Origin of the sequence: Deinococcus sp. JMULE3 (assembly GCF_013337115.1) — a bacterium.
Lineage (GTDB): Bacteria > Deinococcota > Deinococci > Deinococcales > Deinococcaceae > Deinococcus.
Map to the genome: position 1 here is coordinate 488646 of NZ_SGWE01000004.1, position 21460 is coordinate 510105.

Here is a 21460-nt window from a genome sequence, read left to right on the forward strand (position 1 = left end):
GCCGGACGTGACCGGGGCGTGACCGTCCGGCTGACCGGTCGCGTCCCGGTCGTTGCACTCATGGTGTCCGGCGGCGACGATCCTGTCACGCGAAGATGACCACCCCATGAATGGGGGACACCCACCGCCGCATCAGGTCAGGTCCAGCACGAAGGCCTCCCGCAGCCCGTCCTGCGCGGCGGCGCGCGCCACCTGCGGCGCGTGGTTCAGGGCCAGCGCGGCGCGGTAGGTGCGCTGCGCGAGTTCACGGTCCCCCAGCGCGTCGCGCACCTGCCCCAGCCGGGCCAGGACCAGTCCGGCGAGGCTGCGCGGCTGCCCGTCAGTCAGGGCGTGCGCGGCGCGCTCCAGGCGCTCGCGTGCGCCGGGCAGGTCCCCCACCGCGAGGTGAATGCCGGCGGCGGCGGCGTCCAGTTCCGCGCGGGGCGTCACGCGGTCCCCGTTCTCGCGGTCCAGGAGGGCCAGCAGGGCGTTCAGGTCGTCCTGGTCGCGCAGTTGCCACGCGCGGTCGGCCAGGGCGCGCAGGCGACTGGTCTCGCCGGGCGTGAAGCCGCCCAGGTCAGGCAGGGCCGCGCCGGGAAGGCGGGGCAGCAGGGCCGGCAGGTCGTCCAGCGGGACCACGACCACGCCGCTCTGGCCGTCCAGGCGCGCGGCGAGGTCATCCATGCGGCGCTGGCGCCAGCGGGTCCCGGGACCCTCGTCCAGCGCGGCGCGGACCTCCGCGCGGGTGGCCTCCACCTCTGCCAGGAACGTGGGGGACAGCACGCGGGCGGCGTCCAGCGGCGCCGTCACCAGGGCCGCCAGCGACTGCTCGGCCCCCTGCGCGCGGCGCAGTCGCTCGCGGCCCTGCGGGAACTGGTTCAGGAATCCCAGCATCTGCTCGTGCTCGGCGTCCGCCCACGCCCAGTCGGCGGTGAAGCCCTCATGGACCGTGATCCCGGCGGCAGGCAGCGCGTCCCTCAGCGGGTGATCGGGATCGTCGCCGCTGGCCCACAGGACCTCCCGCGCGCCCAGATGCGCGAGGAGTTCCGTGACGGTCCCCGCGTTGAACTGCGGGTGCAGCCGCAGCAGGTCGCCCAGGTCCGGCAGCAGGGTCAGCGAGGCCGGGCGTGCACCAGGCGTGAATTGAGACATGCGCGAAGTCTACCGCGCGACCGGAGGGCGACCGGGTCAGCTGCTGGCGCCGTTGCGTTTGCGTCCGCCGACCCGGACGACGTCCTGCACGCCCGGCACCGTGAGGATCGCGCGGCGGATGCCTTCCAGGTCCCCGTGCCCGGACACGTTCAGGCGCAGGTGGATCACGGCGATCTCCTCCTGCCCGACCACGGCCTCCACCTTGGTGGGGCTGCGTTTCTCGCGGGCCAGGACGCCCAGCACGTCCGCGAGCAGTCCCGTGCGGTCGGGCGCGATGACGTCCACGTCCACCAGGACGCTGCCGGGCGTGCCGGGGTCCCAGGAGGCGGCCACGCAGCGTTCCGGTTCGTCCTTGAGCAGGCGGATCATGTTCGGGCAGTCGATGCGGTGCACGCTCACGCCCCGCCCGCGCGTCAGGTACCCCATGACCTGATCGCCGCGGATGGGGTTGCAGCACTGGCTGAGTTTGGTGTTCGTGCTGAACCCCTCGACGTACACGCCGCCCGGCTCGGGGGCCTTCGGGACGGGCGCGCGGCGGACCGGGCCGGAGGCCTGCTCCTGCGCCAGCTGCGGCGACAGGACCTTGCCCACGGCGCTGGGCGTGAGTTTCCCGGCGTGCAGCGCCAGGTACAGGTCGTCCGGGTTGCGGGACCCCATGAGTTTCTGCGCGGCGTCCTCCAGCAGCTTGGTGCGCATCAGCTGCCGCACGGCCAGCTGCCGCTTACGCAGGTAGCGTTCCAGCAGGTCATGCCCGTGCTGCAGCGCCTCGCTGCGTTCCTGCGCGCGGAAGTGATGGCGGATCTTCGTGCGGGCCGAGCGGGTCACCGCGAAGTTCAGCCAGTCCTGGCTGGGGTGGCCGTTCTTGCTGGTGACGATCTCAACCATGTCGCCGTTGCCCAGCCGGTGCGACAGCGGCACGATGCTGCCGTTCACGCGCGCGCCCACGGTCGTCTCGCCGATGCGGGTGTGGATGTGGTACGCGAAGTCGATCGGGGTGCTGCCCGCCGGGAGGCTGATCGCCAGGCCCTTGGGCGTGAAGACCCGCACGCGCTGCGACAGGATGTCGACCTTCACGGCGTCCATGTAGTCCGAGGCGTCGTTGATCTCGTTCTGCAACTCGCGCAGCTGCGTGATCCAGTTCTCCCGGTCACGCTGCGCGAGCTGGCTGCCCTGCTTGTACATCCAGTGCGCGGCGATCCCGAACTCCGCGACCTCGTGCATGCGCCGGGAGCGGATCTGCACCTCGATGGGCTGCCCGCTGGGGCTGATCACGGTCGTGTGCAGCGACTGGTACCCGTTGGGTTTGGGCACCGCGATGTAATCCTTGAAACGGCCCGGCAGGGGCGTCCAGACGCTATGCACGATGCTGACCGTGTGGTAGCAGATGCGTTTCTCGCGGGTCTCCTCGGCCCGCTCGCGGCGCTTCTCGTCCGTGCCGGGCGGCACCACCAGTTCGCGCGGCGTGAGGATCACGCGGATCGCCAGCAGGTCGAAGATCTGCTCCAGGCCCTTGCCCTCGCGCTGCATCTTGTTGTGAATGCTCCAGAGGTGCTTGCTGCGCCCCGCGATGTCGATGTCACTGATCCACTCGGGCAGCTCCAGATCGTCGATGAGGGCCTCGTGCAGCTGCTGCACGGCGTTCTCGATCAGCGTCTGGCGTTCCTCCTGCCGGGTCCGCAGGCGCGACTGCAGGTACGCGTACTCGTCGGGGTAGAGGTACTGGAAGCTCAGGTCCTCCAGTTCCCACTTGATCTGCCCGATCCCCAGGCGGTGCGCGAGCGGCGCGAAGATGTCCATGGTCTCCCGCGCGATCCGCTGCTGCTTCTCGGGCTTCATGGACCCCAGGGTGCGCATGTTGTGCAGCCGGTCGGCGAGCTTCACCACGATGATGCGGATGTCGCCCGTCATGGCGATCAGCATCTGCCGGAGGTTCTCCGCCTGCACGTCCCGCCCGGACTCGCGGACCTCGGCCGCCTGCGAGCCCTGCTTGCTGAGCTTGCTGACCTTCGTCTCGCCTTCCACGATGCGGCGCACGTCCGGCCCGAACTGCTCTTCCACCAGCTCGAAGGTCACGCCGTCCACGTCCTCGACCGTGTCGTGCAGCAGACCCGCCATCAGACTCTCAGTGTCCATGCCCAGACGCGCCAGGATCACCGACACCGCGACCGGGTGCGTGATGTACGGCTCGCCGCTCTTGCGGTTCACGCCCGCGTGCGCGTCCCGCGCGAACACGAACGCCGCCTCCACCCGCTGCCGGTCCCCTTCGGGCCGGGACGCGATCAGCGCCCGGAGCTCCCCCATTCCATAGTCGCTGTCTGCGCCTGCCTGCACGCCCCGCAGCATAGCGCCCCCCACCGGCATGAACCTGACGCGGAGCAGACACGCCCCCATCACGGCGCCGGGCAGCGACCAGCAGGGAAACGCCCACCACGCGGGTGGGCGGGAGAGTCAGGATGGAGAAGGAGGACGCTTACTGCCCGTCAGCGGCGCTCACGCACGCGCACGGGAACCGGAACCGGCTGAGGTTGAGGGCCGCCAGTGAGCACCTCGCGCAGCCAGTCGACGAATTCACGCAGGCCTTTCATGCCCTCAGTGTACTGACCTGACCCTGACAGTTATGGCACGGGCCTTACCATGACTTCACGCGCCGGACGCGCGACGGGTGCCCCCGTGGGGGACACCTCCGCTCATGGACCCTCATGCACGCCGCACACCGACCGGCACGGCCTCCACCCACCACAGGGCTGGGTTCGGGCTGCCCCGGACCGACCTTCACGCAGGCCACCACACCAGGTCTCTCGCTGTGAACTCTGACAGACCCCTTGCCGATTCCTCGCGGCGCATACTGACCCGCATGAGCGCGCCCCGCCCCGTCATCCTGGATCTCGACCCCGGTCACGACGACGCCGTGAACATCCTGCTGGCGCTCGCCAGTCCGGAACTGCGCGTGCTGGGCCTGACCACCGTGTTCGGGAACGTGGGCCTGGACCGCACCACCCGCAACGCCCTGATCACCCGCCAGATCGCCCGGTCCGACGTGCCCGTGTACGCCGGAGCGGACCGCCCGCTCGTGCAGGCCAGGATCAGCGCGGAAGCCGTGCACGGCGAGAGCGGCCTGGACGGCCCCCACCTGCCCACCCCGACGCGCGGCACCGAAGACGAACACGCCGCCGCGTTCATCATCCGCACCGTCCGCGCCCACCCCGGCCAGATCACGCTGGTCCCCACCGGACCCCTGACCAACGTCGCGCTGGCCTTCCGCCTCGCGCCGGACATCGTTCCACTGGTGCGGGAGGTCGTGTGGATGGGCGGCAGTACCGACACCGGCAACTGGACACCCGCCGCCGAATTCAACGCCCTGGCCGACCCGCACGCCGCGCACGTCGTTTTCGGGAGCGGCGTGCCGCTGACCATGATCGGCCTGAACGCCAGCCATCAGGCCATCGCGCACCCCGCCCGCGTGGCCATGTTCCGCGACCTGGGCACCCCCACCGGCGCGTTCGTCGCCGACCTGCTCGCCTTCTTCGCCGAACACCACCGTGAACGCTACGGCTGGGACGGCGGCGCGCTGCACGACCCGCTGACCGTCGCGTCCCTGCTGCGCCCCGACCTGTTCCGCGTGCAACCCATGCACGTCCAGATCGACCTGAGCGGCGGCCCCAGCCACGGCCGCACCGTCGCCGACCTCTGGCACGTCACCGGGAACGCCCCCAACGCGCAGGTCATGACCCACGTCAACGCCGACGGCTTCTTCGAGCTGCTACGCGACCGCATCGGGACGTATCGCTGAACCGGATCAGCTCAGCCTCAGCCCGCGCCGCAGCGCGTTCAGGGCGGAGGTCGTGAAGCCACGCGCCACCGCCGAGTCCGGCGCGAAGCGTTCGAAGGCGTGGTACGCGCCGGGCACCTCCACGTACTCGCAGGGCACCCCGGCAGCCTGGAGTCGCCGTGCATAGTCCCGGTCCTCTTCGTGGAAGAGGTCGAGAGTGCCCACGCCGATCCACGCGGGCGGCAGGCCGGTCAGTTCGGCGCGGCGGGCGGGCGCGGCGTACTCGGGGGCATCGTCCAGACGCGGTGGGCGGCCCAGGTACGACGTCCAGCCCAGCACGTTCGACGCGGGCCGCCAGATGAACTCACCCCGCCCGGCGTGATCGGCGTTCAGGGCCGTGCGGTCGTCCAGCATGGGGTAGTACAGCAGCTGGAAGGCGGGCGTGACCTCGCTCCGGTCGTGCGCGAGCTGCGCCAGCGCGGCGGCCAGCCCACCCCCGGCGCTGTCGCCGACGAGGGCGATGCGGGCCGGGTCGAGGCCCAGGGCCTCTGCTTCCCGCGCCATCCAGGTCAGGGCGGCGTAACAGTCCTCCAGCGGGCCGGGGAACGGCGTGCCCGGCGCGAGACGGTACTCGACGCCCACGACCAGCACGCCCAGTTCTCGCGCGTACGCGGCGCTCTGCGGGTGGTACGCCGCCGCCGACCCGGTCACGTACCCGCCCCCGTGAATGTTCAGGATCGCCGCCGCCCCAGCCGGGAGATTCGGGGGCCTATACACGAACACCGTCACATCCGGCGCACCGGGCGGGCCGGGAATGCGCCGCTCCTCCACCGTCACCCCGTCCGGCAGCGCTGGAGCCTTCGCGCGGGCCTGCATCGCCCCCATGACCGCCACGACACCCGCCGTGAACGGCGGCGAGCGGAAGCGCACGAAAGGAGAGCGCAACTCCGGGTGCAGCCGGGCATACGAGGCGGCGCGTCTGGTCGAGAGGACCCACGCACCCAGCACCAGCGCCGCCCCCACCCCCCACAGTCTTCCGGCTTTCATGGCTGATTGTCGCACCCGCCAGCCGGTACGCTGACGGCATGGCCCTGACCCTCACGCAACTCCGCCACACGCTGGGCGACATGGACGCCCCGGAACTCCGCGAGCTGATCGTCACGCTGTACCGCGCCAGCGGCGACAACAAACGCCAGCTGGCCGCGCTGCTGGAAGGCGACCACAGCGGCCTCCTCGACCGGCTGGACACCGAACTGGAGAAGGCGTTCCGCACCTCCGGCCGCCTGCCCAGCATGAAGGTCGGCGGGGCGAAGAAAGCCCTGACCGCGTACCTGAAAGTCGCCGCGCCCGCCGAGGCCCTGGACGCGGAACTGCGCTACGTCGAGGCCGGTGTGCTGTGCCTGCACGCGTACGGCGACTGGCCCGAAAACAACTACAGCAGCATGGAAGGCGTCTTCGAAGCGGCCCTGAAACGCGCCGCGACCCTCGACGTGAAAGACATTCCCTTCAAGCGGCTGGAACGCCTCGTGAAGAACGCCGACGGGTTCGGGTACGGCTTCTCGGATCAGATCGCGTACCAGTACGACGAGTTCCTGGAAAAACTGGAGGAGCCGGAGGAGTAATCCCCGGCCCCTTCCCTGCCCACTGATTCGGGTTGAACGGTGCTTGCACACCATTCACTCGGAGCTCGTTTCAGTCCGCGAAGCGTTTGAGGACGTCGCGGCTGATGACGAGGCGCTGCACCTCGTCGGTGCCCTCGCCGATGCGGGTGAGGCGGTTGTCGCGCCACATGCGTTCCACGGGGTATTCCTTGATGTAGCCGTACCCGCCGAGCATCTGGATGGCCTCGTCGCAGGCCTCGACGCCGACGGTGGTGGCGAAGAGTTTGGCGCGGGCGACCGGGACGGTGAAGTTCATGCCGGCGTCCTTGAGGTCGGCGGCCTTGCGGATCAGCAGACGTGCGGCCTCGAGTTTGGTGTCCATGTCGGCGAGGCGGAACGCGAGGTTCTGGTTGTGACCGATGGGTTTGCCGAACTGTTCGCGCTGGTTGACGTAGCGGGCGGCGTACTCGAACGCGGCGCGGCCCAGGCCGAGGCCCATGGCGGCGATACCGACGCGGCCCCCGTCGAGGACTTTCATGACGTCCTTGAAGGCGTTCCCACGCTCGCCGAGCAGGGCGCCCTGCGGCAGGTGGATGTCCTCGAAGATCAGCTGCGCGGTGTCGCTGGAGCGCAGGCCCAGCTTGTCTTCCTTGCGGCCGATGGAGAAGCCCTGCACCTCGTCGCGGTTGAACACGAACGCGCTGATGCCGTCGTTCTTGCCCTTGCCGGGGCGGGCGGCGTCCGTGCGGGCCAGGACGACGTACGTGCCGCCGACGCTGCCCTGCGTGATGAAGTTCTTGCTGCCGTTCAGGATCCAGCTGCCGTCGGGCTGCTCCTTGGCGTTGCTCTGCATGCCGCCGCTGTCGCTGCCGCTGCCGGGTTCGGTGAGGCCCCACGCGCCCAGCTTCTCCGCGCTGGCCAGGGCCGGGAGGAACTTCTGCTTCTGCGCCTCGGTCCCGCCGATCAGGATGTGACCCTGGCACAGGCTGTTGTGACTGGCGACCGTCAGGCACAGGCTGCCGTCCACCGCGGCGATCTCCTCGATGATCATCGCGAACGTCGCCGTGTCCAGCCCGGCGCCGCCGTACTCCTCGGGCGTCTGCGCGCCCATGATGCCCATCTCGCCCAGTTCACGGACGATCTGCATGGGGAACTCACTGGTCTGGTCCCGCTCGGCCGCGCCGGGCTCGACCTTGTTCTTCAGGAAGGCGCGCAGCGCGCTGATGATCGTGCGCTGGTCGTCGTTCATGGGCTGCGTGTTCGGGTTCATGGCATCGGGGCGGTTCAGGGTGCTGGTCATGGGGGCTCCTTCGGAGGGGGTGATGGTTGAAAGTTGATAGGTGATGGAGGAAGGCGGGCAGTCTTTCGACCATCGACCTTCAACCATCGACGGACCTATACCTGGAAGACGCCGACGCGGAATTCGTCCTGGTGGGGGTTCTGCGCGCAGGCTTCGAGGGCGCGGATGAGGCGGTCGCGAGTGTCGTTGGGGGGGATGATCTCGTCGACCCAGAGGCGGGCGGCGGCGTAGCGGGGGTCGAGTTCGGTGTCGTACTTGCTCTTGACCTCGTCGTAGAGGCGCTGGAGTTCCTCGTCGTCGGGCTGGTGGCCGCCCCGTTTCAGTGCGGCGAGTTGGATGTCGAGGAGGGTCTTGGCGGCGGCGTTGCCGCTCATGACGGCGTATTTGGCGCTGGGCCACGCGAACAGGAAGCGGGGGGCGTAGGCCTTGCCGTTCATGGCGTAGTTCCCGGCCCCGAAGGACCCGCCGGTGATGATGGTGATCTTGGGGACGACGGTGTTGCTCACGGCGTTGACGAGTTTCGCGCCGCGCCGGATGATGCCTTCCTGTTCGCTGTCGCGGCCGACCATGAAGCCGGTCACGTCACTCAGGAACACGAGGGGCACGCCCGCCTGGTTGGCGTCCATGATGAAGCGGGCGGCCTTGTCGGCGCTGTCGCCGTAGATGACGCCGCCGACCTCGATGCGGGTGCGCAGGCCGGGTTCGCCGCCGCTCTTGAGTTTCTTCTTGATGACGGTGCGCTGGTTCGCCACGAACGCCACGGGGTAGCCGCCGGCGCGGGCGAAGCCGCACACGAGCGTCTCGCCGTACTCGGGTTTGAACTCGTGGAACTCGCCCCCGTCCACCAGGGCAGTGATGAGGTCGCGCACGTCGTAGGTCCTGCTGCCGTCGAAGCCGACGAGGTCCGTGAGGTCGCGTTCCGGGGCGGGCAGCGTCTCCTTGCGGCGGCGGGCGAACGGGGCGGGTTCGCCCTGCGCGTACAGGTCGGCCAGCGCGCGGATGCGTTTCAGTGCGGCGGCGTCGTCGGGTTCCTTGTAGTCCACGGTCCCGGCGATAGAGGCGTGCATGCCCGCCCCGCCGAGGTCCTCGCTGTCCACGACCTGTCCGATGGCGGCCTTCACCAGCGCGGGCCCGGCGAGGTACAGCCCGGAGCCCTCGGTCATGATCAGGGTGTCGCACATGACGGGCAGGTACGCGCCTCCCGCGACGCAGTTGCCCATGATCGCGGCGATCTGCGGGATGCCGCGTGCGCTCATGCGGGCGTTGAGGTAGAACACGCGGCCGAAGTCGTCCTGATCGGGGAAGATCTCGTCCTGCATGGGCAGGTACACACCCGCACTGTCCACGAGGTACACGACCGGGAGGTGGTTTTCCAGGGCGATGGTCTGCGCGCGGATGACCTTCTTGGCGGTGATCGGGAAGAACGCCCCGGCCTTCACGGTGGCGTCGTTGGCGATGATCATCCAGGGGCGACCCTGGATGGTGCCGATGCCGGTGACGGTCCCGCCGGACGGGCAGCCGCCGACGTCCCCATACATCTCCCACCCGGCGAAGGTCATCAGTTCGTCGAAGGGGGTGCCATCGTCGATCAGCTGGCGGATGCGTTCGCGGGCGGTCAGGCGGTTCTTGTCGTGCTGGCGCTGCTGGGCCTTGGCGCCCCCGCCCGCGTGGACGGTCAGGCGGTCGGTGGCGAGGCGTTCCAGGGCGTCCTGCCACGCGCTACGGGTCGGGGGCGCCGGGGGGGCGCTGGTGTCAGGCTGGGTCATTGTTGCCATCAGTCTAACAAACGCTCGTTAGGGATGCGAGGGAAGCAGGACACGCCCCCCGCATCCACCGGGACACGGGAGGCGCCGGGGGAGGCGGTTCAGGCGTGGATGGCCGCGCCGGTCTTCGCCTGCAGCTCTTCCAGCGTCACGCCCGGCGCGAGTTCCACCAGTTTCAGGCCGCCAGGCGTGACATCCAGCACGCCCAGGTCCGTGATGATGCGGTTCACGACCGCCTGCCCGGTCAGTGGCAGGGTGCAGTCGGGCAGGATCTTGTGCGCGTCCCCCTTCGCCACGTGCTCCATCAGGACCACGACGCGCTGCACGCCCGCCACGAGGTCCATCGCGCCGCCCATGCCCTTGACCATCTTGCCGGGAATCATCCAGTTCGCCAGGTCACCCTTCTCGCTGACCTGCATGGCGCCCAGAATGGCGAGGTTCACGTGCCCGCCGCGGATCATGGCGAAACTGTCCGCACTGGAGAAGAAACTCGCGCCGGGCAGCGCCGTGACCGTCTGCTTCCCGGCGTTGATCAGGTCCGGGTCCACCTGATCCTCGGTGGGGAACGGGCCGATGCCCAGCAGACCGTTTTCACTCTGCAGCATGACGCTCACGCCGTCGGGGATGTGGTTGGCGACCAGGGTGGGCAGGCCGATGCCCAGGTTCACGTAGTAGCCGTCCTGCAGTTCACGGGCCGCGCGGGCGGCCATCTCGTCTCGGGTCCAGGGCATGGGTGACCTCCTTGCGGTCAGTAGGGGTGGGATTGTGAAAGTCAGGGGCAGCTTGCGGCGCGGGTTGCCGGGGTGTCAAGCCGCCGGGCCCGCTGGAATGGACACCCGTATCATGCCCGGCGCCCGTCACAGGCCCGTTTCAGGTGGAGCGTCCATCTCCCGCGCCCGGCGCGCCGCTCCCGGCCTCCAGCATCCGCCGGAGGATGACGTGGTGGTCCTCGAAGAACTGCCTGGGGCGCTCCAGTGCGTGCGCGAGGGGCACCGGGCGGGTCCCCACGGGCGGCGCGTCCGCGAGGACGACGTGCGCGGTGGTGGGAACGCCCAGCGAGCGGGCCGGGTGGCTGAACACCGTCGCGCCCGCAGGCAGCCTGTCGGGGGGCAGGGGCGTGGCGGGCAGGGTCCAGAGGCCCGCGCCGACCGGGCCGGGGCAGCGGGAGAGCCACACCAGCGACTGATCCGGGGTGACGTGCAGGTCGAGGCGTTCGTGGCGGGGCGTGCCGTCCCACTCGGCCCGTTCGGCCTCCAGCGCGGTCCACTCGGCGCGCAGGCGGGTGAAGGTGCCCGTGCCCCGGAAGTGGGTCAGGAATCCGGAGACCGCCGGGGGGAGGTCCGGGGACACCTCGCCCTGCCCGAAGAGGCCAGCGCGGACCTCGGTGGCGTTCAGCACGCCCTCCCCCACCCACAGGGCCGGGCTGGGGGCCAGGGTCCACTCGGGGAACCAGCGCAGGTAACTGCTGCTGGCGTCCTTCTCGAAACCGGTCAGGACCACGGGGGCGTTCCCGGCGACGGCGTGCGCAGCGTGGCGGACGTGCGCCGCCCAGCGGGTCGCGTCGAACTCGTCCGGGAGGGGGCGCAGCGTCACGCGGCCCGGCGGGACCCCAGACTCGCGCAGCGCGGCGCGGATCATCCCGGCCCGTTCGCGCGGCGTGAACGGATTGCGGGCGCTGCGGGCGAGGTTCGCGCTGCCCAGCAGCACCAGCAGCCGCCCGCGCCTGTCTATGGCGGCCTGCATGGTCTGCAGGTGCCCCGCGTGCGGCGGCTGAAATCGCCCCACGTACACGGTCAGCGGATCGGCCATACGGACTCCGGTTGAATGGGCTGCACAGCCCCTGCAATCCGAGCGGATGCGAGTGGGAGCGGGGCGGGTTCCGGACGTGGAGCCGGCAATCTGGTGACGTTCCGGATGGTTGGCGAAACAGACGGAATCCGTATCACAGCCCGTGGCGGTCGCGCAGGCTGGCGGTCTGCGCGTGCAGTCCGGCCGCGTGGTCGCCCTGCAGCATGGTCAGCGGATACAGGTCCGTGAACAGCGCCGAGCCGAGCGGGGACGCGCCCGTCATCCGTGTTCCCCTTCCGGCACGGGCTGGCCGCGCAGGTCCAGTCCGGTCGCCCAGACGCACCCGGCCGAGATGATGAACGACGCGGCGAACACGGTGAGCGCCTGACCGAGGTTCCCGCTGAGCAGCAGGCCGCCCGCCACCGGGGAGATCAGGCTGCCCAGCCGCGCGGCGGCGCTGACGGTGCCCATGCCGGTGCCGCGCAGCGTGGTGGGGAACACCTCGGCGGTGAAGGCGTACAGCGCCCCCCACGCGCCCAGCAGCGAGAACGACAGCAGCCCCGACGCGACCAGCGTCCAGACGGGCTCGCTGGACAGCATGAACAGGTACGCTCCGGCGGCGCTGGACAGCATGAAGATCACCAGCGTCATGCGGCGCCCCAGCCACTCGACGAGCAGGCTGGACAGCAGGTAACCGGGAATCTGCGCCAGCGCCAGGATCATCGCCAGGCGGTACGCCTCGGGCAGGTCCACGCCCTGCGTGCGGAGGTACGTGGGCAGCCACGAGAAGATCCCGTAGTACCCGAGGCTCATGCCGAACCAGGTGATGCCCAGCAGCAGCGTCCGGTCGCGCAGGTGCGGGGACAGCAGCGCCGCCCAGCGGGGGGGCCGGGCGGTCACGCGGCGCGGCGCGGCCAGCGGTTCGGGCGGCAGGTCTCGCCCGTTGAGCTGTGCGACCCGTTCCAGCGCGGCGCGGGCCTCGTCCAGGCGGCCGCGTGCACTCAGCCAGCGGGGCGAGTCCGGCACGCCGGTCCGCACGAGCAGGCCCACCACGCCGGGCAGGGCGGCGATCAGCACCAGCACCCGCCAGCCCTCCTCCGGTGGCAGCAGGTGCCCCACGCCGTAGGCCAGCGCGGCGATCAGCAGCGTCCCGATCGCCCAGAAGCCCTCGGTGAGCACCAGGAAGCGGCCCCGCACGCGCCGGGGGACGAACTCGGCCATCAGGGCGTAGTCGACCGCCATGGTGCCCCCGATGGCGAATCCGGCCAGGACCCGCGCGGTCACCAGCACCCAGATGTTCGGGGCCATGGCGCCCACCAGCCCGAAGATCACGCCCGCCAGCACCGTGAACAGGAACACCGGGCGGCGCCCGTACACGTCGGCCTGACGGCCCCAGAAGGGCGCGCCGAGCAGCATGCCGAGGAACGTCGCCGAGAGCAGCATGGTGCTGCCCAGCGCGCCGGACGGCAGGCCGAACGAGGCGTTCACGCCGGGCAGCGCGAAGCCCATCAGCAGGACCTCCATAGCGTCGGCGGCGAAGGTCAGGCCGCAGATGAGCAGCAGCCGGATCTGGAACGCCCCGACACCCAGGCTCTCGATGACGGCGTCGACGGTGGTGGTGCCGGGCAGCGGCGCGGCGGGCACGTCGTCCGGGAGGTACAGTCGGGTGGGCCGCTCGGTCACCCGTTCAGTGTAGAGCGTTCCTGCGTGCGCCCGGGCGCCACCTGAGCGCATCTGGGATACTGCGCGGCATGAGCATGCAGCAGGCCATCATCACGGAACTGGAGGTCCGCCCCGTCATCGACCCGGCGGCCGAGGTGGAGCGGCGCGTGGCGTTCCTGTGCGCGTACCTGCGGGCGTCGGGCACGCGGGGGTTCGTGCTGGGGATCAGTGGCGGGCAGGACAGCACCCTGGCGGGGCGGCTGTGCCAGCTGGCCGCCGAGCGACTGCGCGGGGAGGGTGCGGACGCGACGTTCGTGGCAGCGCGCCTGCCGTACGGCGTGCAGGCCGACGAGGCGGACGCGCAGCGCGCCCTGGCGTTCATCCGCCCCGACCGGAGCGTGACCGTGAACGTGAAGGGCGCCGTGGACGCCGCCGCGCGGGCCGCCGCCGAGGCGCTGGCCGAGGCGGGCATGGGCGGCGAGCTGCGCGACTTCGTGCGGGGGAACATCAAGGCCCGCGAGCGGATGGTCGCGCAGTACGCGCTGGCCGGGCAGCTGAACCTGCTCGTGGTGGGCACCGACCACGCCGCCGAGGCCATCACGGGCTTCTTCACGAAGTACGGGGACGGCGGCGTGGACCTGACCCCCCTGACCGGCCTGAGCAAACGCCAGGGCGCGCAGCTCCTCGCGCACCTGGGCGCCGCGCCGGAGACGTGGCAGAAGGTGCCCACTGCCGACCTGGAGGACGACCGCCCCGGCCTCCCCGATGAAGTGGCATTGGGCCTGACGTACGCCCAGATCGACGACTACCTGGAAGGCCAGCCGGTCGCGCCGGAAGTGGCAGAGAAACTGGAGCGGATGTACCGCGTCACCCGGCACAAGCGCGCCGTGCCGGTCACGCCGTTCGACGGGTGGTGGCAGAAGCACTGAACCAGGGGGGCAGCCCGGCTGACGATGCCGGGCCGTCCCCCTTCTCACCCGGCGCGGACGGTGCGCTGCTCGATGCGTTTCTCGGGCGTGGCGTTCAGCACGACGCGCTGCACGAAGATGCCGGGGGTGTCCACGTCGTCCGGGTCGATCTGACCGATCTCGACGATCTCCTCGACCTCCGCGACGGTGACCCTGCCGCAGGTGGCGGCCATCGGGTTGAAGTTCCGGGCGGTCTTGCGGTACACGAGGTTCCCGGCCCGGTCGGCCTTCCACGCCTTCACCAGGGCGACGTCGGCGACGATGCCTCGTTCCAGGATGAACGTCTGGCCGTCAAAGTCCTTGTGTTCCTTGCCCTCGGCGACGGTGGTGCCCACGCCGGTCTTCGTGTAGAAGCCGGGGATGCCCGCGCCCCCGGCGCGCATGCGTTCGGCCAGGGTGCCCTGCGGCGTGAATTCCAGTTCCAGTTCCCCGGCGAGGTACTGGCGTTCGAATTCCTTGTTCTCGCCGACGTAGGAGCTGATCATCTTGCGGATCTGGCGGGTCTGGAGCAGCAGGCCCAGGCCCCAGCCGTCCACCCCGGCGTTGTTACTGACGGCGGTCAGGTCCTTAGCGCCGCTGTCGCGCAGGGCGAGGATGAGCTGTTCGGGAATGCCGCACAGGCCGAAGCCGCCCACGGCGATGGTCTGGCCGTCGGCGACGATGTCGTGAAGCGCCGCGTGGGCGTCGGGGTACACCTTGTTCATGTTGGCTCCAGTGTAGAACGAACGGTCGTTAGGAGATGGGGAGGCTGGACAGGAACCCGTCCAGCAGCGCGCGGAAGGCGGCGGGGTCCTCCTGCGGGAAGCCGTGACCGCGCCCGGTCAGGATGGTGGCCGCCGTGCCCAGCGCCGACGCCTGTGCGCGCACCATGTCCGGCGTGATCAGCGGGTCCAGTTCACCGCCCAACACCAGCGTGGGCAGCCCGGCCAGGCGCGCCGCGTCCACCCGCCACGCGGCCAGCGCGCGGGCATTCCCGCTGTAATGCGTGACGGCCATGTTCGCGCCGTCCGCCAGCAGGTCCGCGAAGTTCGCCGGGCGGCGCGACGGGAACAGGGCACCCAGGCTGGCCTCCATCAGCGGCGGGGTGGTGCGCAGCAGTTCCAGCACCGGGTAGTTCTCCTCCGGCGTGACCAGCCCGTTCAGGGGTGCACTGGCCGCCAGGACCAGACCCGCGAGGGCCTGCGGCTCACGCGCCGCGACCTCCAGCGCCACCGCGCCTCCCAGCGAGTGCCCCAGCAGCACGGGCCGCACGACACCCTGCGCGTGCAGCCAGTCCTGCATCCAGTCCGCGTACGATCCAATCGCAACCTCGCCCACGTGGGGCGTGCCCGCGAAGCCCGGCAGGTCCGGGGCCAGCACCCGCCACCCCGCAGGCGGATCGGCCAGCAGGTCCACCCACCAGCGGGCGGACGCGAAATTCCCGTGCAGCGCTACAAGGGTGCGGGTCATGCCTCCGTCAGACATGGCGCACCTCCGCCACGTCCAGCGCGGGCGGGATCGGCGCCGTGCCCAGCAGGTCCCGCAGGGCGTCCTCGAACGCGGCAGTGTCGGTCAGGCCGCCCAGGTGCCCGCGCGGCGAGTCGAATTCCAGGTGGGTGTGCGCCACGCCTGCCTCCTGCGTGCGCGCGGCGAACTCGCGCATCTCGGCGGCAGGGAAGAACTGATCACCGCGGACGTTCACGCTCAGCAGCCGGGTGCCCAGGTCACGCCAGCGGCGGCACAGGTCGTCCAGGGGGGCGACCTCCAGCAGGTCATGGGTCTGCACGGCCCGGCCGATGTCCAGCACGTGGCTCAGGTCCGCGGTGACGGTGCGGGTACGCAGGTAGGCGTCCACGTCCTCCTCGCGGAACAGCAGGTCCATGCCGTCCGCGCCCAGCCCGAAGAAGGTGATCAGGCGCAGCGTCTCGTGCAGCGCCGCATCCGGGTCGCCCTGCGCCGCCGCGTGCAGCAGCGGCCCGAACACGCCGCGCAGCACCGGCCCCGCGACCGGACTGGTCACGACCGCCGCCACGCGCGGCGCCAGCGCCGGGGCGCGCGCCGCCCACTGCAGCGCCTGCATCCCCCCGAAGCTGGGGCCGACCACCGCGTGCCAGTGCGGAGCGTCCAGCGCGCGCAGCAGGCCGCACTGCGCCGCGTGCAGGTCCGCCATCGTCCACGCCGGGAACCGCTCTCCCCACGGCTGCCCGTCCGGGTGGGGCGTGGCGGGGCCGGTCGTGACGACCTGCGGGTCGCGCACCTGCACGTTCCCCAGGCTGTTCAGGCACACCACGTGGAACCGGTCGGTGTCCAGCGCCCGCCCCGGCCCGATCAGGGCCGCCCACCAGCCGGGCGTGCCGTCGGGCTGAACCCCGGCGGCGCGCATGGTGCCGGTGTAGTGGTGGCAGACCAGCACGGCGTTGTCGCGCGCGGCGTTCAGTTCACCCCAGGCGCGCCCGCCCAGGCGCACGGGGACGGGGACGCCCGCCACGTTCAGGTCACCCCGCAGTTCGAACAGACCGGGGGAGTCGCCCGGGGTCCAGGTCCACTGACTGTCTCGCATCGCGGTTCAGGCTAGGTGGGGGGCGTCACGGGCCGGTTACACGCCCGGTCAGCGGCAGGTGTAACGCCCGTGTGACGAGTCGGTCCTAGACTGCCGGGCGAACATGAAAACACTCCTGATGACGGGCATTCTGCTTGCGCTGTCCGGCGCGAGCGCGGTGAAGGTCGGCGTGCTGCTTCCCCTGAGCGGGGCGGGCAGCGTGTCCGGGCAGGCCGCACGAAGCGGGTACCAGCTGGCCCTGGACGAGATCAACAAGGCGGGCGGCGTGCTGGGCAAGCCCCTGGAACTGGAATTCGCCGATGACGGCAGCGCCCCCGCCAAGGCCGTGCCGGAGTTCGTGAAGCTCGTGACGGTCGAGAAGGTGGACTTCATGGCGGGCGGCGTGAGCAGCGCCACCAGCATCGCCATCAGCGGGCCCGCCAAGCAGTACGGCACCTTCATGGCCTGGATCGGCGCGGCCGCCGTGCCCGTCGAGGACGCCTTCGCGGACCACCCGTACTTCTTCCACTACCACCCCTGGTCGTACTACAACTTCGAGGCGATCCTCGGGTACTTCAAGTACCTCAAGACGTACAAGAAGGCGAAGAACATCGCCATCGCGTACGAGGACGGCCCCTTCGGCAGCGCGGGCATCGACGCGACCGTGGACGCCTTCAGGAAGGCGGGGTTCAACGTCGTCATGACCGAGAAGTTCAAGACCGGCAGCGGCAACTTCGGCCCGCTGGTCAGCAAGGCCAAGGCCGCGAAACCCGACATCCTGTACTGGGTCGGCTACGACACCGACGCCCTGCCCCTGGCGACCGAGATCAAGCAGCAGAACCTGCAGCTGGGCCTGCTGTACGGCACACCCCCCAGCTGGCCCGTCGGCTTCGAGAAGAACAAACTGGCCGACAACGTCGCGGGCCTGAGCCTGTGGCTGTCCACCAGCCCCAACAAGGACAGCCGCGCGTTCGTCGCCGCGTACAGGAAGAAGTTCGGCACCGTGACCGACGAGTACTTCGCGCCGCTGGCGTACGTGAACCTCAAGACACTGGCCGCCGCGATCAACCGCGCGGGCACGACCGACAAGGCCAAAGTCGCCGCCGAAATGGCGAAAACGAACGTGTCCACGCCGTTCGGGCAGCTGACCTTCAGCCCCAGCCTGAAAACGAAGTACCAGGGCTTCAAGGCCGGGAACTGGCTGCACTTCCAGTATCTCGGGGACGCGCGCGTGCCGGTCTACCCGATCAAGTTCGCGCAGAAGTCCATGGTGTACGGCAAGTAATGCTCTGAGCGGTGAGCTCTGGGCTGTGAGCTGTGTGGGACGTGTTCCCCGGCAGCTTAGAGCCCGGAGCGTTTTTCTGGACGGTGTCCTCGCAGGGCAGAGGGGAGGAAGAGAGATGGACTTATTTATGCAGACGCTGGTCAACGGCCTGCTCCAGAGCGGACTGTACGCGCTGGTCGCGTCGGGGCTGGCGCTGGCGGTGGGCGTGGTCGGCATCGTCAACTTCGCGCACGGGGAATACCTGATGATCGGGGCGTTCCTGGCGTGGGCGGGCAGCGCGTTCCTGGGCGTCGATCCGCTGCTGAGCCTGCCGGTCATCGCCGTCGCGGTGTTCGCCATCGGGGCGCTGACGTACCGGGTGAGCATCCGGCACGTGCTGCTCGCGCCGGAACTGAACCAGATGCTGCTGACGTTCGGGCTGGGCATCCTACTGCAGAACCTCGCGCTGATGCTGCTGGGCGGCAACACCCGCACGGTCAGCACGCCGTACCAGGCGAGCAGCCTGCAACTCGGCGACCTGAGCGTGGGCGGCCCGAAGGCGCTGGCGTTCGGACTGGCGGCGCTGCTGCTGGCCGCGCTGTACGGGGTGCTGTACCGCACGACGCTGGGCCGCCAGATGCGGGCCGTGGCGCAGAACCGCCGGGGCGCGCAGCTGATCGGCATCAACGTGGACCGCGTGTACCTGATCGCGTTCGGCGTGAGCTGCGCCCTGGCGGCGGTGGCGGGCGTGCTGGTCAGCGTGCTCCTGTTCGCGTCCCCGACCGTGGGGCTGGTGTTCGCGCTGAAGGCCTTCGCGATCATCGTCATGGCGGGCCTGGGAAACCTGACGGGCGTGCTGTGGGCGTCGGTGCTGCTGGGCGTCAGCGAGGCGCTGGTGCAGACGTACGTGCCGGGCGGTGGCGGCTGGAGTGACGCGGTGTTCTTCCTGATGATCTTCGGGACGCTGGTCCTGCGGTCCTTCCGGGGGGCACGATGAGCACCCGCAACGCGGAGGGGAACAGCCCCGTGCGCGCGGCACCGCGCCGCGAGGTAACGCTGGGCGCGGTCCTGCCGCTGCTGGGGTTCCTGCTGCTGGCGGCGCTGTTCCCGTTCCTGCCGCTGGGCACCCGTTCGGAGTTCCTGCTGCAGATCGCGTTCTTCACGCTGGTGGCCGGGATCATGGCGCTGTCGTGGGACATCCTGGCGCGCAGCGGGCAGGTGAGCCTCGCGCACGCGGCGTTCTACGGGCTGGGCGCGTACGGGTACGCGCTGCTGCTGAAAGCGGGCCTGCCGTGGCTGCTGGCCATGCCCGCCTCGGCACTGCTGGCGGGCGGCGTGAGCCTGATTCTGGGCGCGGTCACGATGCGCCTGAGCGGCATGTACTTCGCGATCGCCACGCTGGCCTTCACCGAGGTCGTCCGCACGATCATCCAGAACCTCCCCGAGAGCGTCGCGGGCGGCGCGACCGGGCTGCTCGTGCCCGCGCTGCTGGGCGGGAACAGCCGCGCGCAGTACTTTCTGGCGTGGGGGCTGCTGGCGTTCACGGTGCTGGTCAGTCTGGCGGTGCGCCTGACGCGGCTGCACTTCGCGTTCGCCGCGATCCGGCAGGGCGAGGAAACGGCGCGGGTGCTGGGCGTGAGCATCGTGCGCTTCAAGCTGCTGGCGTTCTTCATCAGCTCGTCGCTGGCCGCGCTGGCGGGGGTGCTGTACGCCGGGAAGACGTTCTTCATCAACCCGCTGGAAACGTTCAGCCTCGCGAACTCCATCGCGCCGCTGACCACCTCGATCTTTGGGGGGCTGTACACGACGCTGGGGCCGGTGCTGGGCGCGACCGTGCTGCGCGTCGCCGAGGAAGTGCTGCACAACAGCGTGAAGAACGGGTATCTCGTCGTGTACGGGCTGGTGCTGATGCTGAGCATCCTGTGGCTGCCGCGCGGCCTGATGGGCCTGCGCCGCAACAAGAAGCACGGAGGTGACCTGTGACCGCCGCGACGACCATTGGGGGCACCCTCTCCCCTGCCCCGCAGGGCGTGGAGGTCCTGCGTGCCGAGGGCCTCTCGAAGCGCTTCGGGGGTCTGAAGGCCGTGCAGGACGTGTCTTTCAAGCACCATCAGGGTGAGATCCTGGCGGTGATCGGGCCGAACGGGGCGGGTAAGACGACGCTGCTGAACCTGCTGTCCGGCGTGTACCGCCCGTCAGCGGGGCGGCTGCACCTGATGGGCCGCGACGTGACGGACCTGCCCATGGAGGCCCGCTGTCACGCCGGGTTGGGCCGCGCGTTCCAGATCGTGCGGCCTTTCCCGGAGATGACCGTGCATGAGAACGTCACGGTGGGCGCGCTGTTCGGCAAGCCCGGTCAGCGCCTGCCGGAGGCGCGCGAGCGGGCCTGGGCGCTGCTGGAACGCACCGGTCTGGCCGCGCACGCCGACAAGGCCGCGCATGAGCTGACGCTGCTGCAGGACAAGCGGCTGGAGGTGGCGCGCGCCCTGGCGACGAACCCCAGCGTGCTGCTGCTGGACGAGGTGATGGCGGGCCTGCGTCCCGGCGAGGCTCAGGAGGCCGTCGCTCTGGTGCGCGGCGTGCGCGACAGCGGGGTGAGCGTGCTGTTCATCGAGCACATCATGCCGGTCGTGCGGGATCTGGCCGACCGGGTGGTCGTGATGGATCAGGGGCAGGTGCTCGCGCAGGGCACGTACCGCGAGGTGACCGCCGACCCACGCGTGGTCAGCGCGTACCTGGGCACCGAGGAAGGATTACAGGCATGACAGGAATTGCGGTGAGTCGGAGACGAACCCGACCGGACCTGCAAGGCTGCGCAGCAGAGGGAGAAGCGATGATGAACGGACTTCAGGAGATGGACGGACTTCCGGTGGTGTTCCGGAAGGTCGGGAATCGGATGAATCCGGTATGACCGACACACTGAATCGGACGGCCCCCGCGTCGAATGACGTGGGGCAGGAATTACGTATCGAGGGTCTGGCTGCCGGGTACGGGAAGGTGCAGGTGTTGTGGGACGTCTCGCTGCACGCCGCGCCGGGCGAGTTCGTGGCAGTGATCGGCGCGAACGGGGCGGGCAAAACGACCACGCTACGCGCCGTGAGTGGCGTCGTGAAGCCCACGGCGGGCCGTATCACGCTGGGTGGCGTGGACATCACGCGGGCCGAACCGAGCCGCGTGGTGGCGCTGGGCCTGGGGCACGTCCCGGAGGGCCGCGAGTTGTTCCCGCACATGACGGTGCGCGAGAACCTGGAGCTGGGCGCGGCCATGAGTGCCGCCGCCCGCGCGCGCGCCGCCGAGACACTGGGCGAGGTCTACGCGCTGTTCCCCCGCCTTCAGGAACGGGCGGGGCAGCTGGCAGGCACGCTGTCCGGTGGGGAGCAGCAGATGGTCGCGGTGGGCCGCGCGCTGATGGCCCGCCCCAGTGTGCTGGTCGTGGACGAACCCAGCCTGGGCCTGTCGCCGTTGATGACCCAGACGGTGTTCGAGGCGTTGAAGGCCGTGAACGCGCGGGGCGTGACGGTTGTGCTGGTCGAGCAGAACGTGAACCTCAGCCTGAAACTGGCTCACCGGGCGTACGTGCTGGAGAACGGGCAGGTCGTGGGGGAGGGGACGGGCGCGGCGCTGCTGGCCGACCCGGCCGTGCGCGAGGCGTACCTGGCGCTGTAGCCTCCAGCGCTGGCGGGGAGGGTCGGGGCG

The 21460-nt window shown here is 70.3% G+C and carries 20 protein-coding genes; 8 read left to right on the forward strand and 12 right to left on the reverse strand.

Annotation, left to right across the window (positions count from 1 at the left end; all coding sequences use genetic code 11):
• Positions 1 to 132: 132 nt before the first annotated feature.
• Positions 133 to 1131 (reverse strand): hypothetical protein, encoded by a 999-nt coding sequence (locus tag EXW95_RS05160; RefSeq protein WP_174366562.1) that lies wholly within the window; start codon positions 1129 to 1131, stop codon positions 133 to 135.
• A 36-nt stretch (positions 1132 to 1167) separates the two neighbouring features.
• Positions 1168 to 3432, reverse strand: coding sequence for a bifunctional (p)ppGpp synthetase/guanosine-3',5'-bis(diphosphate) 3'-pyrophosphohydrolase (locus EXW95_RS05165; RefSeq protein ID WP_174368828.1), 2265 nt, complete (start codon positions 3430 to 3432; stop codon positions 1168 to 1170).
• A gap of 553 nt (positions 3433 to 3985) precedes the next feature.
• Here EXW95_RS05165 and EXW95_RS05170 point away from each other — a divergent pair.
• Positions 3986 to 4921: a nucleoside hydrolase gene (locus EXW95_RS05170; protein WP_174366563.1), complete on the forward strand. Its 936-nt coding sequence runs from the start codon at positions 3986 to 3988 to the stop codon at positions 4919 to 4921.
• A 6-nt stretch (positions 4922 to 4927) separates the two neighbouring features.
• On the opposite strand, the gene EXW95_RS05175 is transcribed toward EXW95_RS05170, so the two are convergent.
• Positions 4928 to 5947 carry an alpha/beta hydrolase gene (locus tag EXW95_RS05175; protein WP_254605514.1) on the reverse strand — a complete coding sequence of 340 codons (1020 nt, stop codon included), beginning with the start codon at positions 5945 to 5947 and terminating at the stop codon, positions 4928 to 4930.
• A gap of 38 nt (positions 5948 to 5985) precedes the next feature.
• Between EXW95_RS05175 and EXW95_RS05180 the strand changes: the two genes are divergently transcribed.
• Complete coding sequence (locus EXW95_RS05180; protein ID WP_174366564.1) at positions 5986 to 6522, forward strand: hypothetical protein; 537 nt, start codon at positions 5986 to 5988, stop codon at positions 6520 to 6522.
• A gap of 70 nt (positions 6523 to 6592) precedes the next feature.
• Here the strand turns inward: EXW95_RS05180 and EXW95_RS05185 are convergent, their stop codons facing one another.
• The 6 genes from EXW95_RS05185 to EXW95_RS05205 all read right to left on the reverse strand — a co-directional run bounded on the left by EXW95_RS05185 (position 6593) and on the right by EXW95_RS05205 (position 13035).
• On the reverse strand, positions 6593 to 7801 hold the full coding sequence (locus EXW95_RS05185) for an acyl-CoA dehydrogenase family protein (RefSeq protein ID WP_174366565.1): 1209 nt from the start codon (positions 7799 to 7801) through the stop codon (positions 6593 to 6595).
• Between the two features lie 95 nt (positions 7802 to 7896).
• Positions 7897 to 9567, reverse strand: coding sequence for an acyl-CoA carboxylase subunit beta (locus EXW95_RS05190; RefSeq protein WP_174366566.1), 1671 nt, complete (start codon positions 9565 to 9567; stop codon positions 7897 to 7899).
• 98 nt (positions 9568 to 9665) lie between these two features.
• Entirely contained in the window at positions 9666 to 10295 is a 630-nt protein-coding gene (locus EXW95_RS05195; protein ID WP_174366567.1) for a CoA transferase subunit B, read from the reverse strand.
• Between the two features lie 139 nt (positions 10296 to 10434).
• Positions 10435 to 11373 (reverse strand): adenylyltransferase/cytidyltransferase family protein, encoded by a 939-nt coding sequence (locus EXW95_RS05200; protein ID WP_174366568.1) that lies wholly within the window; start codon positions 11371 to 11373, stop codon positions 10435 to 10437.
• Between the two features lie 133 nt (positions 11374 to 11506).
• Entirely contained in the window at positions 11507 to 11635 is a 129-nt protein-coding gene (locus EXW95_RS20960) for a hypothetical protein (RefSeq protein WP_256435000.1), read from the reverse strand.
• Complete coding sequence (locus tag EXW95_RS05205) at positions 11632 to 13035, reverse strand: MFS transporter (protein ID WP_371809917.1); 1404 nt, start codon at positions 13033 to 13035, stop codon at positions 11632 to 11634. Before EXW95_RS05205 ends, EXW95_RS20960 begins: the two co-directional genes overlap by 4 nt.
• Before the next feature lie 68 nt (positions 13036 to 13103).
• On the opposite strand from EXW95_RS05205, the gene nadE reads away from it, so the two are divergent.
• Positions 13104 to 13943: an ammonia-dependent NAD(+) synthetase gene (nadE, locus tag EXW95_RS05210; RefSeq protein ID WP_174366570.1), complete on the forward strand. Its 840-nt coding sequence runs from the start codon at positions 13104 to 13106 to the stop codon at positions 13941 to 13943.
• A 44-nt stretch (positions 13944 to 13987) separates the two neighbouring features.
• Here nadE and EXW95_RS05215 read toward each other — a convergent pair whose 3' ends face one another.
• From EXW95_RS05215 to EXW95_RS05225, 3 genes are read right to left on the reverse strand one after another with little or no spacing between them, the layout of a single operon-like run.
• A complete protein-coding gene (locus tag EXW95_RS05215) occupies positions 13988 to 14686 on the reverse strand; it encodes a CoA transferase subunit A (RefSeq protein ID WP_174366571.1) in 699 nt (232 codons plus the stop codon).
• A gap of 28 nt (positions 14687 to 14714) precedes the next feature.
• Positions 14715 to 15431, reverse strand: a complete 717-nt coding sequence (locus EXW95_RS05220) for an alpha/beta fold hydrolase (protein WP_174366572.1) — start codon at positions 15429 to 15431, stop codon at positions 14715 to 14717.
• A gap of 7 nt (positions 15432 to 15438) precedes the next feature.
• Positions 15439 to 16521, reverse strand: coding sequence for an alpha/beta fold hydrolase (locus EXW95_RS05225; protein ID WP_174366573.1), 1083 nt, complete (start codon positions 16519 to 16521; stop codon positions 15439 to 15441).
• 103 nt (positions 16522 to 16624) lie between these two features.
• On the opposite strand from EXW95_RS05225, the gene EXW95_RS05230 reads away from it, so the two are divergent.
• From EXW95_RS05230 to EXW95_RS05250, 5 genes are all read left to right on the forward strand, one after another.
• Positions 16625 to 17785 (forward strand): ABC transporter substrate-binding protein, encoded by a 1161-nt coding sequence (locus EXW95_RS05230; protein WP_174366574.1) that lies wholly within the window; start codon positions 16625 to 16627, stop codon positions 17783 to 17785.
• 115 nt (positions 17786 to 17900) lie between these two features.
• A complete protein-coding gene (locus tag EXW95_RS05235) occupies positions 17901 to 18761 on the forward strand; it encodes a branched-chain amino acid ABC transporter permease (RefSeq protein ID WP_174366575.1) in 861 nt (286 codons plus the stop codon).
• Entirely contained in the window at positions 18758 to 19747 is a 990-nt protein-coding gene (locus tag EXW95_RS05240; protein ID WP_174366576.1) for a branched-chain amino acid ABC transporter permease, read from the forward strand. The genes EXW95_RS05235 and EXW95_RS05240 overlap by 4 nt, the downstream gene beginning before the upstream one ends.
• Complete coding sequence (locus EXW95_RS05245; RefSeq protein WP_371809918.1) at positions 19744 to 20529, forward strand: ABC transporter ATP-binding protein; 786 nt, start codon at positions 19744 to 19746, stop codon at positions 20527 to 20529. The genes EXW95_RS05240 and EXW95_RS05245 overlap by 4 nt, the downstream gene beginning before the upstream one ends.
• Positions 20530 to 20671: 142 nt before the next feature.
• Positions 20672 to 21430, forward strand: coding sequence for an ABC transporter ATP-binding protein (locus EXW95_RS05250; RefSeq protein ID WP_174366577.1), 759 nt, complete (start codon positions 20672 to 20674; stop codon positions 21428 to 21430).
• The last annotated feature ends 30 nt before the right edge of the window (positions 21431 to 21460 follow it).

What these genes read in the sequence shown, in the direction of transcription:
- EXW95_RS05160 (WP_174366562.1), bottom strand. Translation starts at nt 1,131, where the DNA reads ATGTCTCAATTCACGCCTGGTGCACGCCCGGCCTCGCTGACCCTGCTG.
- EXW95_RS05165 (WP_174368828.1), bottom strand. Translation starts at nt 3,432, where the DNA reads ATGGGGGAGCTCCGGGCGCTGATCGCGTCCCGGCCCGAAGGGGACCGG.
- EXW95_RS05170 (WP_174366563.1), top strand. Translation starts at nt 3,986, where the DNA reads ATGAGCGCGCCCCGCCCCGTCATCCTGGATCTCGACCCCGGTCACGAC.
- EXW95_RS05175 (WP_254605514.1), bottom strand. Translation starts at nt 5,947, where the DNA reads ATGAAAGCCGGAAGACTGTGGGGGGTGGGGGCGGCGCTGGTGCTGGGT.
- EXW95_RS05180 (WP_174366564.1), top strand. Translation starts at nt 5,986, where the DNA reads ATGGCCCTGACCCTCACGCAACTCCGCCACACGCTGGGCGACATGGAC.
- EXW95_RS05185 (WP_174366565.1), bottom strand. Translation starts at nt 7,801, where the DNA reads ATGACCAGCACCCTGAACCGCCCCGATGCCATGAACCCGAACACGCAG.
- EXW95_RS05190 (WP_174366566.1), bottom strand. Translation starts at nt 9,567, where the DNA reads ATGACCCAGCCTGACACCAGCGCCCCCCCGGCGCCCCCGACCCGTAGC.
- EXW95_RS05195 (WP_174366567.1), bottom strand. Translation starts at nt 10,295, where the DNA reads ATGCCCTGGACCCGAGACGAGATGGCCGCCCGCGCGGCCCGTGAACTG.
- EXW95_RS05200 (WP_174366568.1), bottom strand. Translation starts at nt 11,373, where the DNA reads ATGGCCGATCCGCTGACCGTGTACGTGGGGCGATTTCAGCCGCCGCAC.
- EXW95_RS20960 (WP_256435000.1), bottom strand. Translation starts at nt 11,635, where the DNA reads ATGACGGGCGCGTCCCCGCTCGGCTCGGCGCTGTTCACGGACCTGTAT.
- nadE (WP_174366570.1), top strand. Translation starts at nt 13,104, where the DNA reads ATGAGCATGCAGCAGGCCATCATCACGGAACTGGAGGTCCGCCCCGTC.
- EXW95_RS05215 (WP_174366571.1), bottom strand. Translation starts at nt 14,686, where the DNA reads ATGAACAAGGTGTACCCCGACGCCCACGCGGCGCTTCACGACATCGTC.
- EXW95_RS05220 (WP_174366572.1), bottom strand. Translation starts at nt 15,431, where the DNA reads ATGACCCGCACCCTTGTAGCGCTGCACGGGAATTTCGCGTCCGCCCGC.
- EXW95_RS05225 (WP_174366573.1), bottom strand. Translation starts at nt 16,521, where the DNA reads ATGCGAGACAGTCAGTGGACCTGGACCCCGGGCGACTCCCCCGGTCTG.
- EXW95_RS05230 (WP_174366574.1), top strand. Translation starts at nt 16,625, where the DNA reads ATGAAAACACTCCTGATGACGGGCATTCTGCTTGCGCTGTCCGGCGCG.
- EXW95_RS05235 (WP_174366575.1), top strand. Translation starts at nt 17,901, where the DNA reads ATGGACTTATTTATGCAGACGCTGGTCAACGGCCTGCTCCAGAGCGGA.
- EXW95_RS05240 (WP_174366576.1), top strand. Translation starts at nt 18,758, where the DNA reads ATGAGCACCCGCAACGCGGAGGGGAACAGCCCCGTGCGCGCGGCACCG.
- EXW95_RS05250 (WP_174366577.1), top strand. Translation starts at nt 20,672, where the DNA reads ATGACCGACACACTGAATCGGACGGCCCCCGCGTCGAATGACGTGGGG.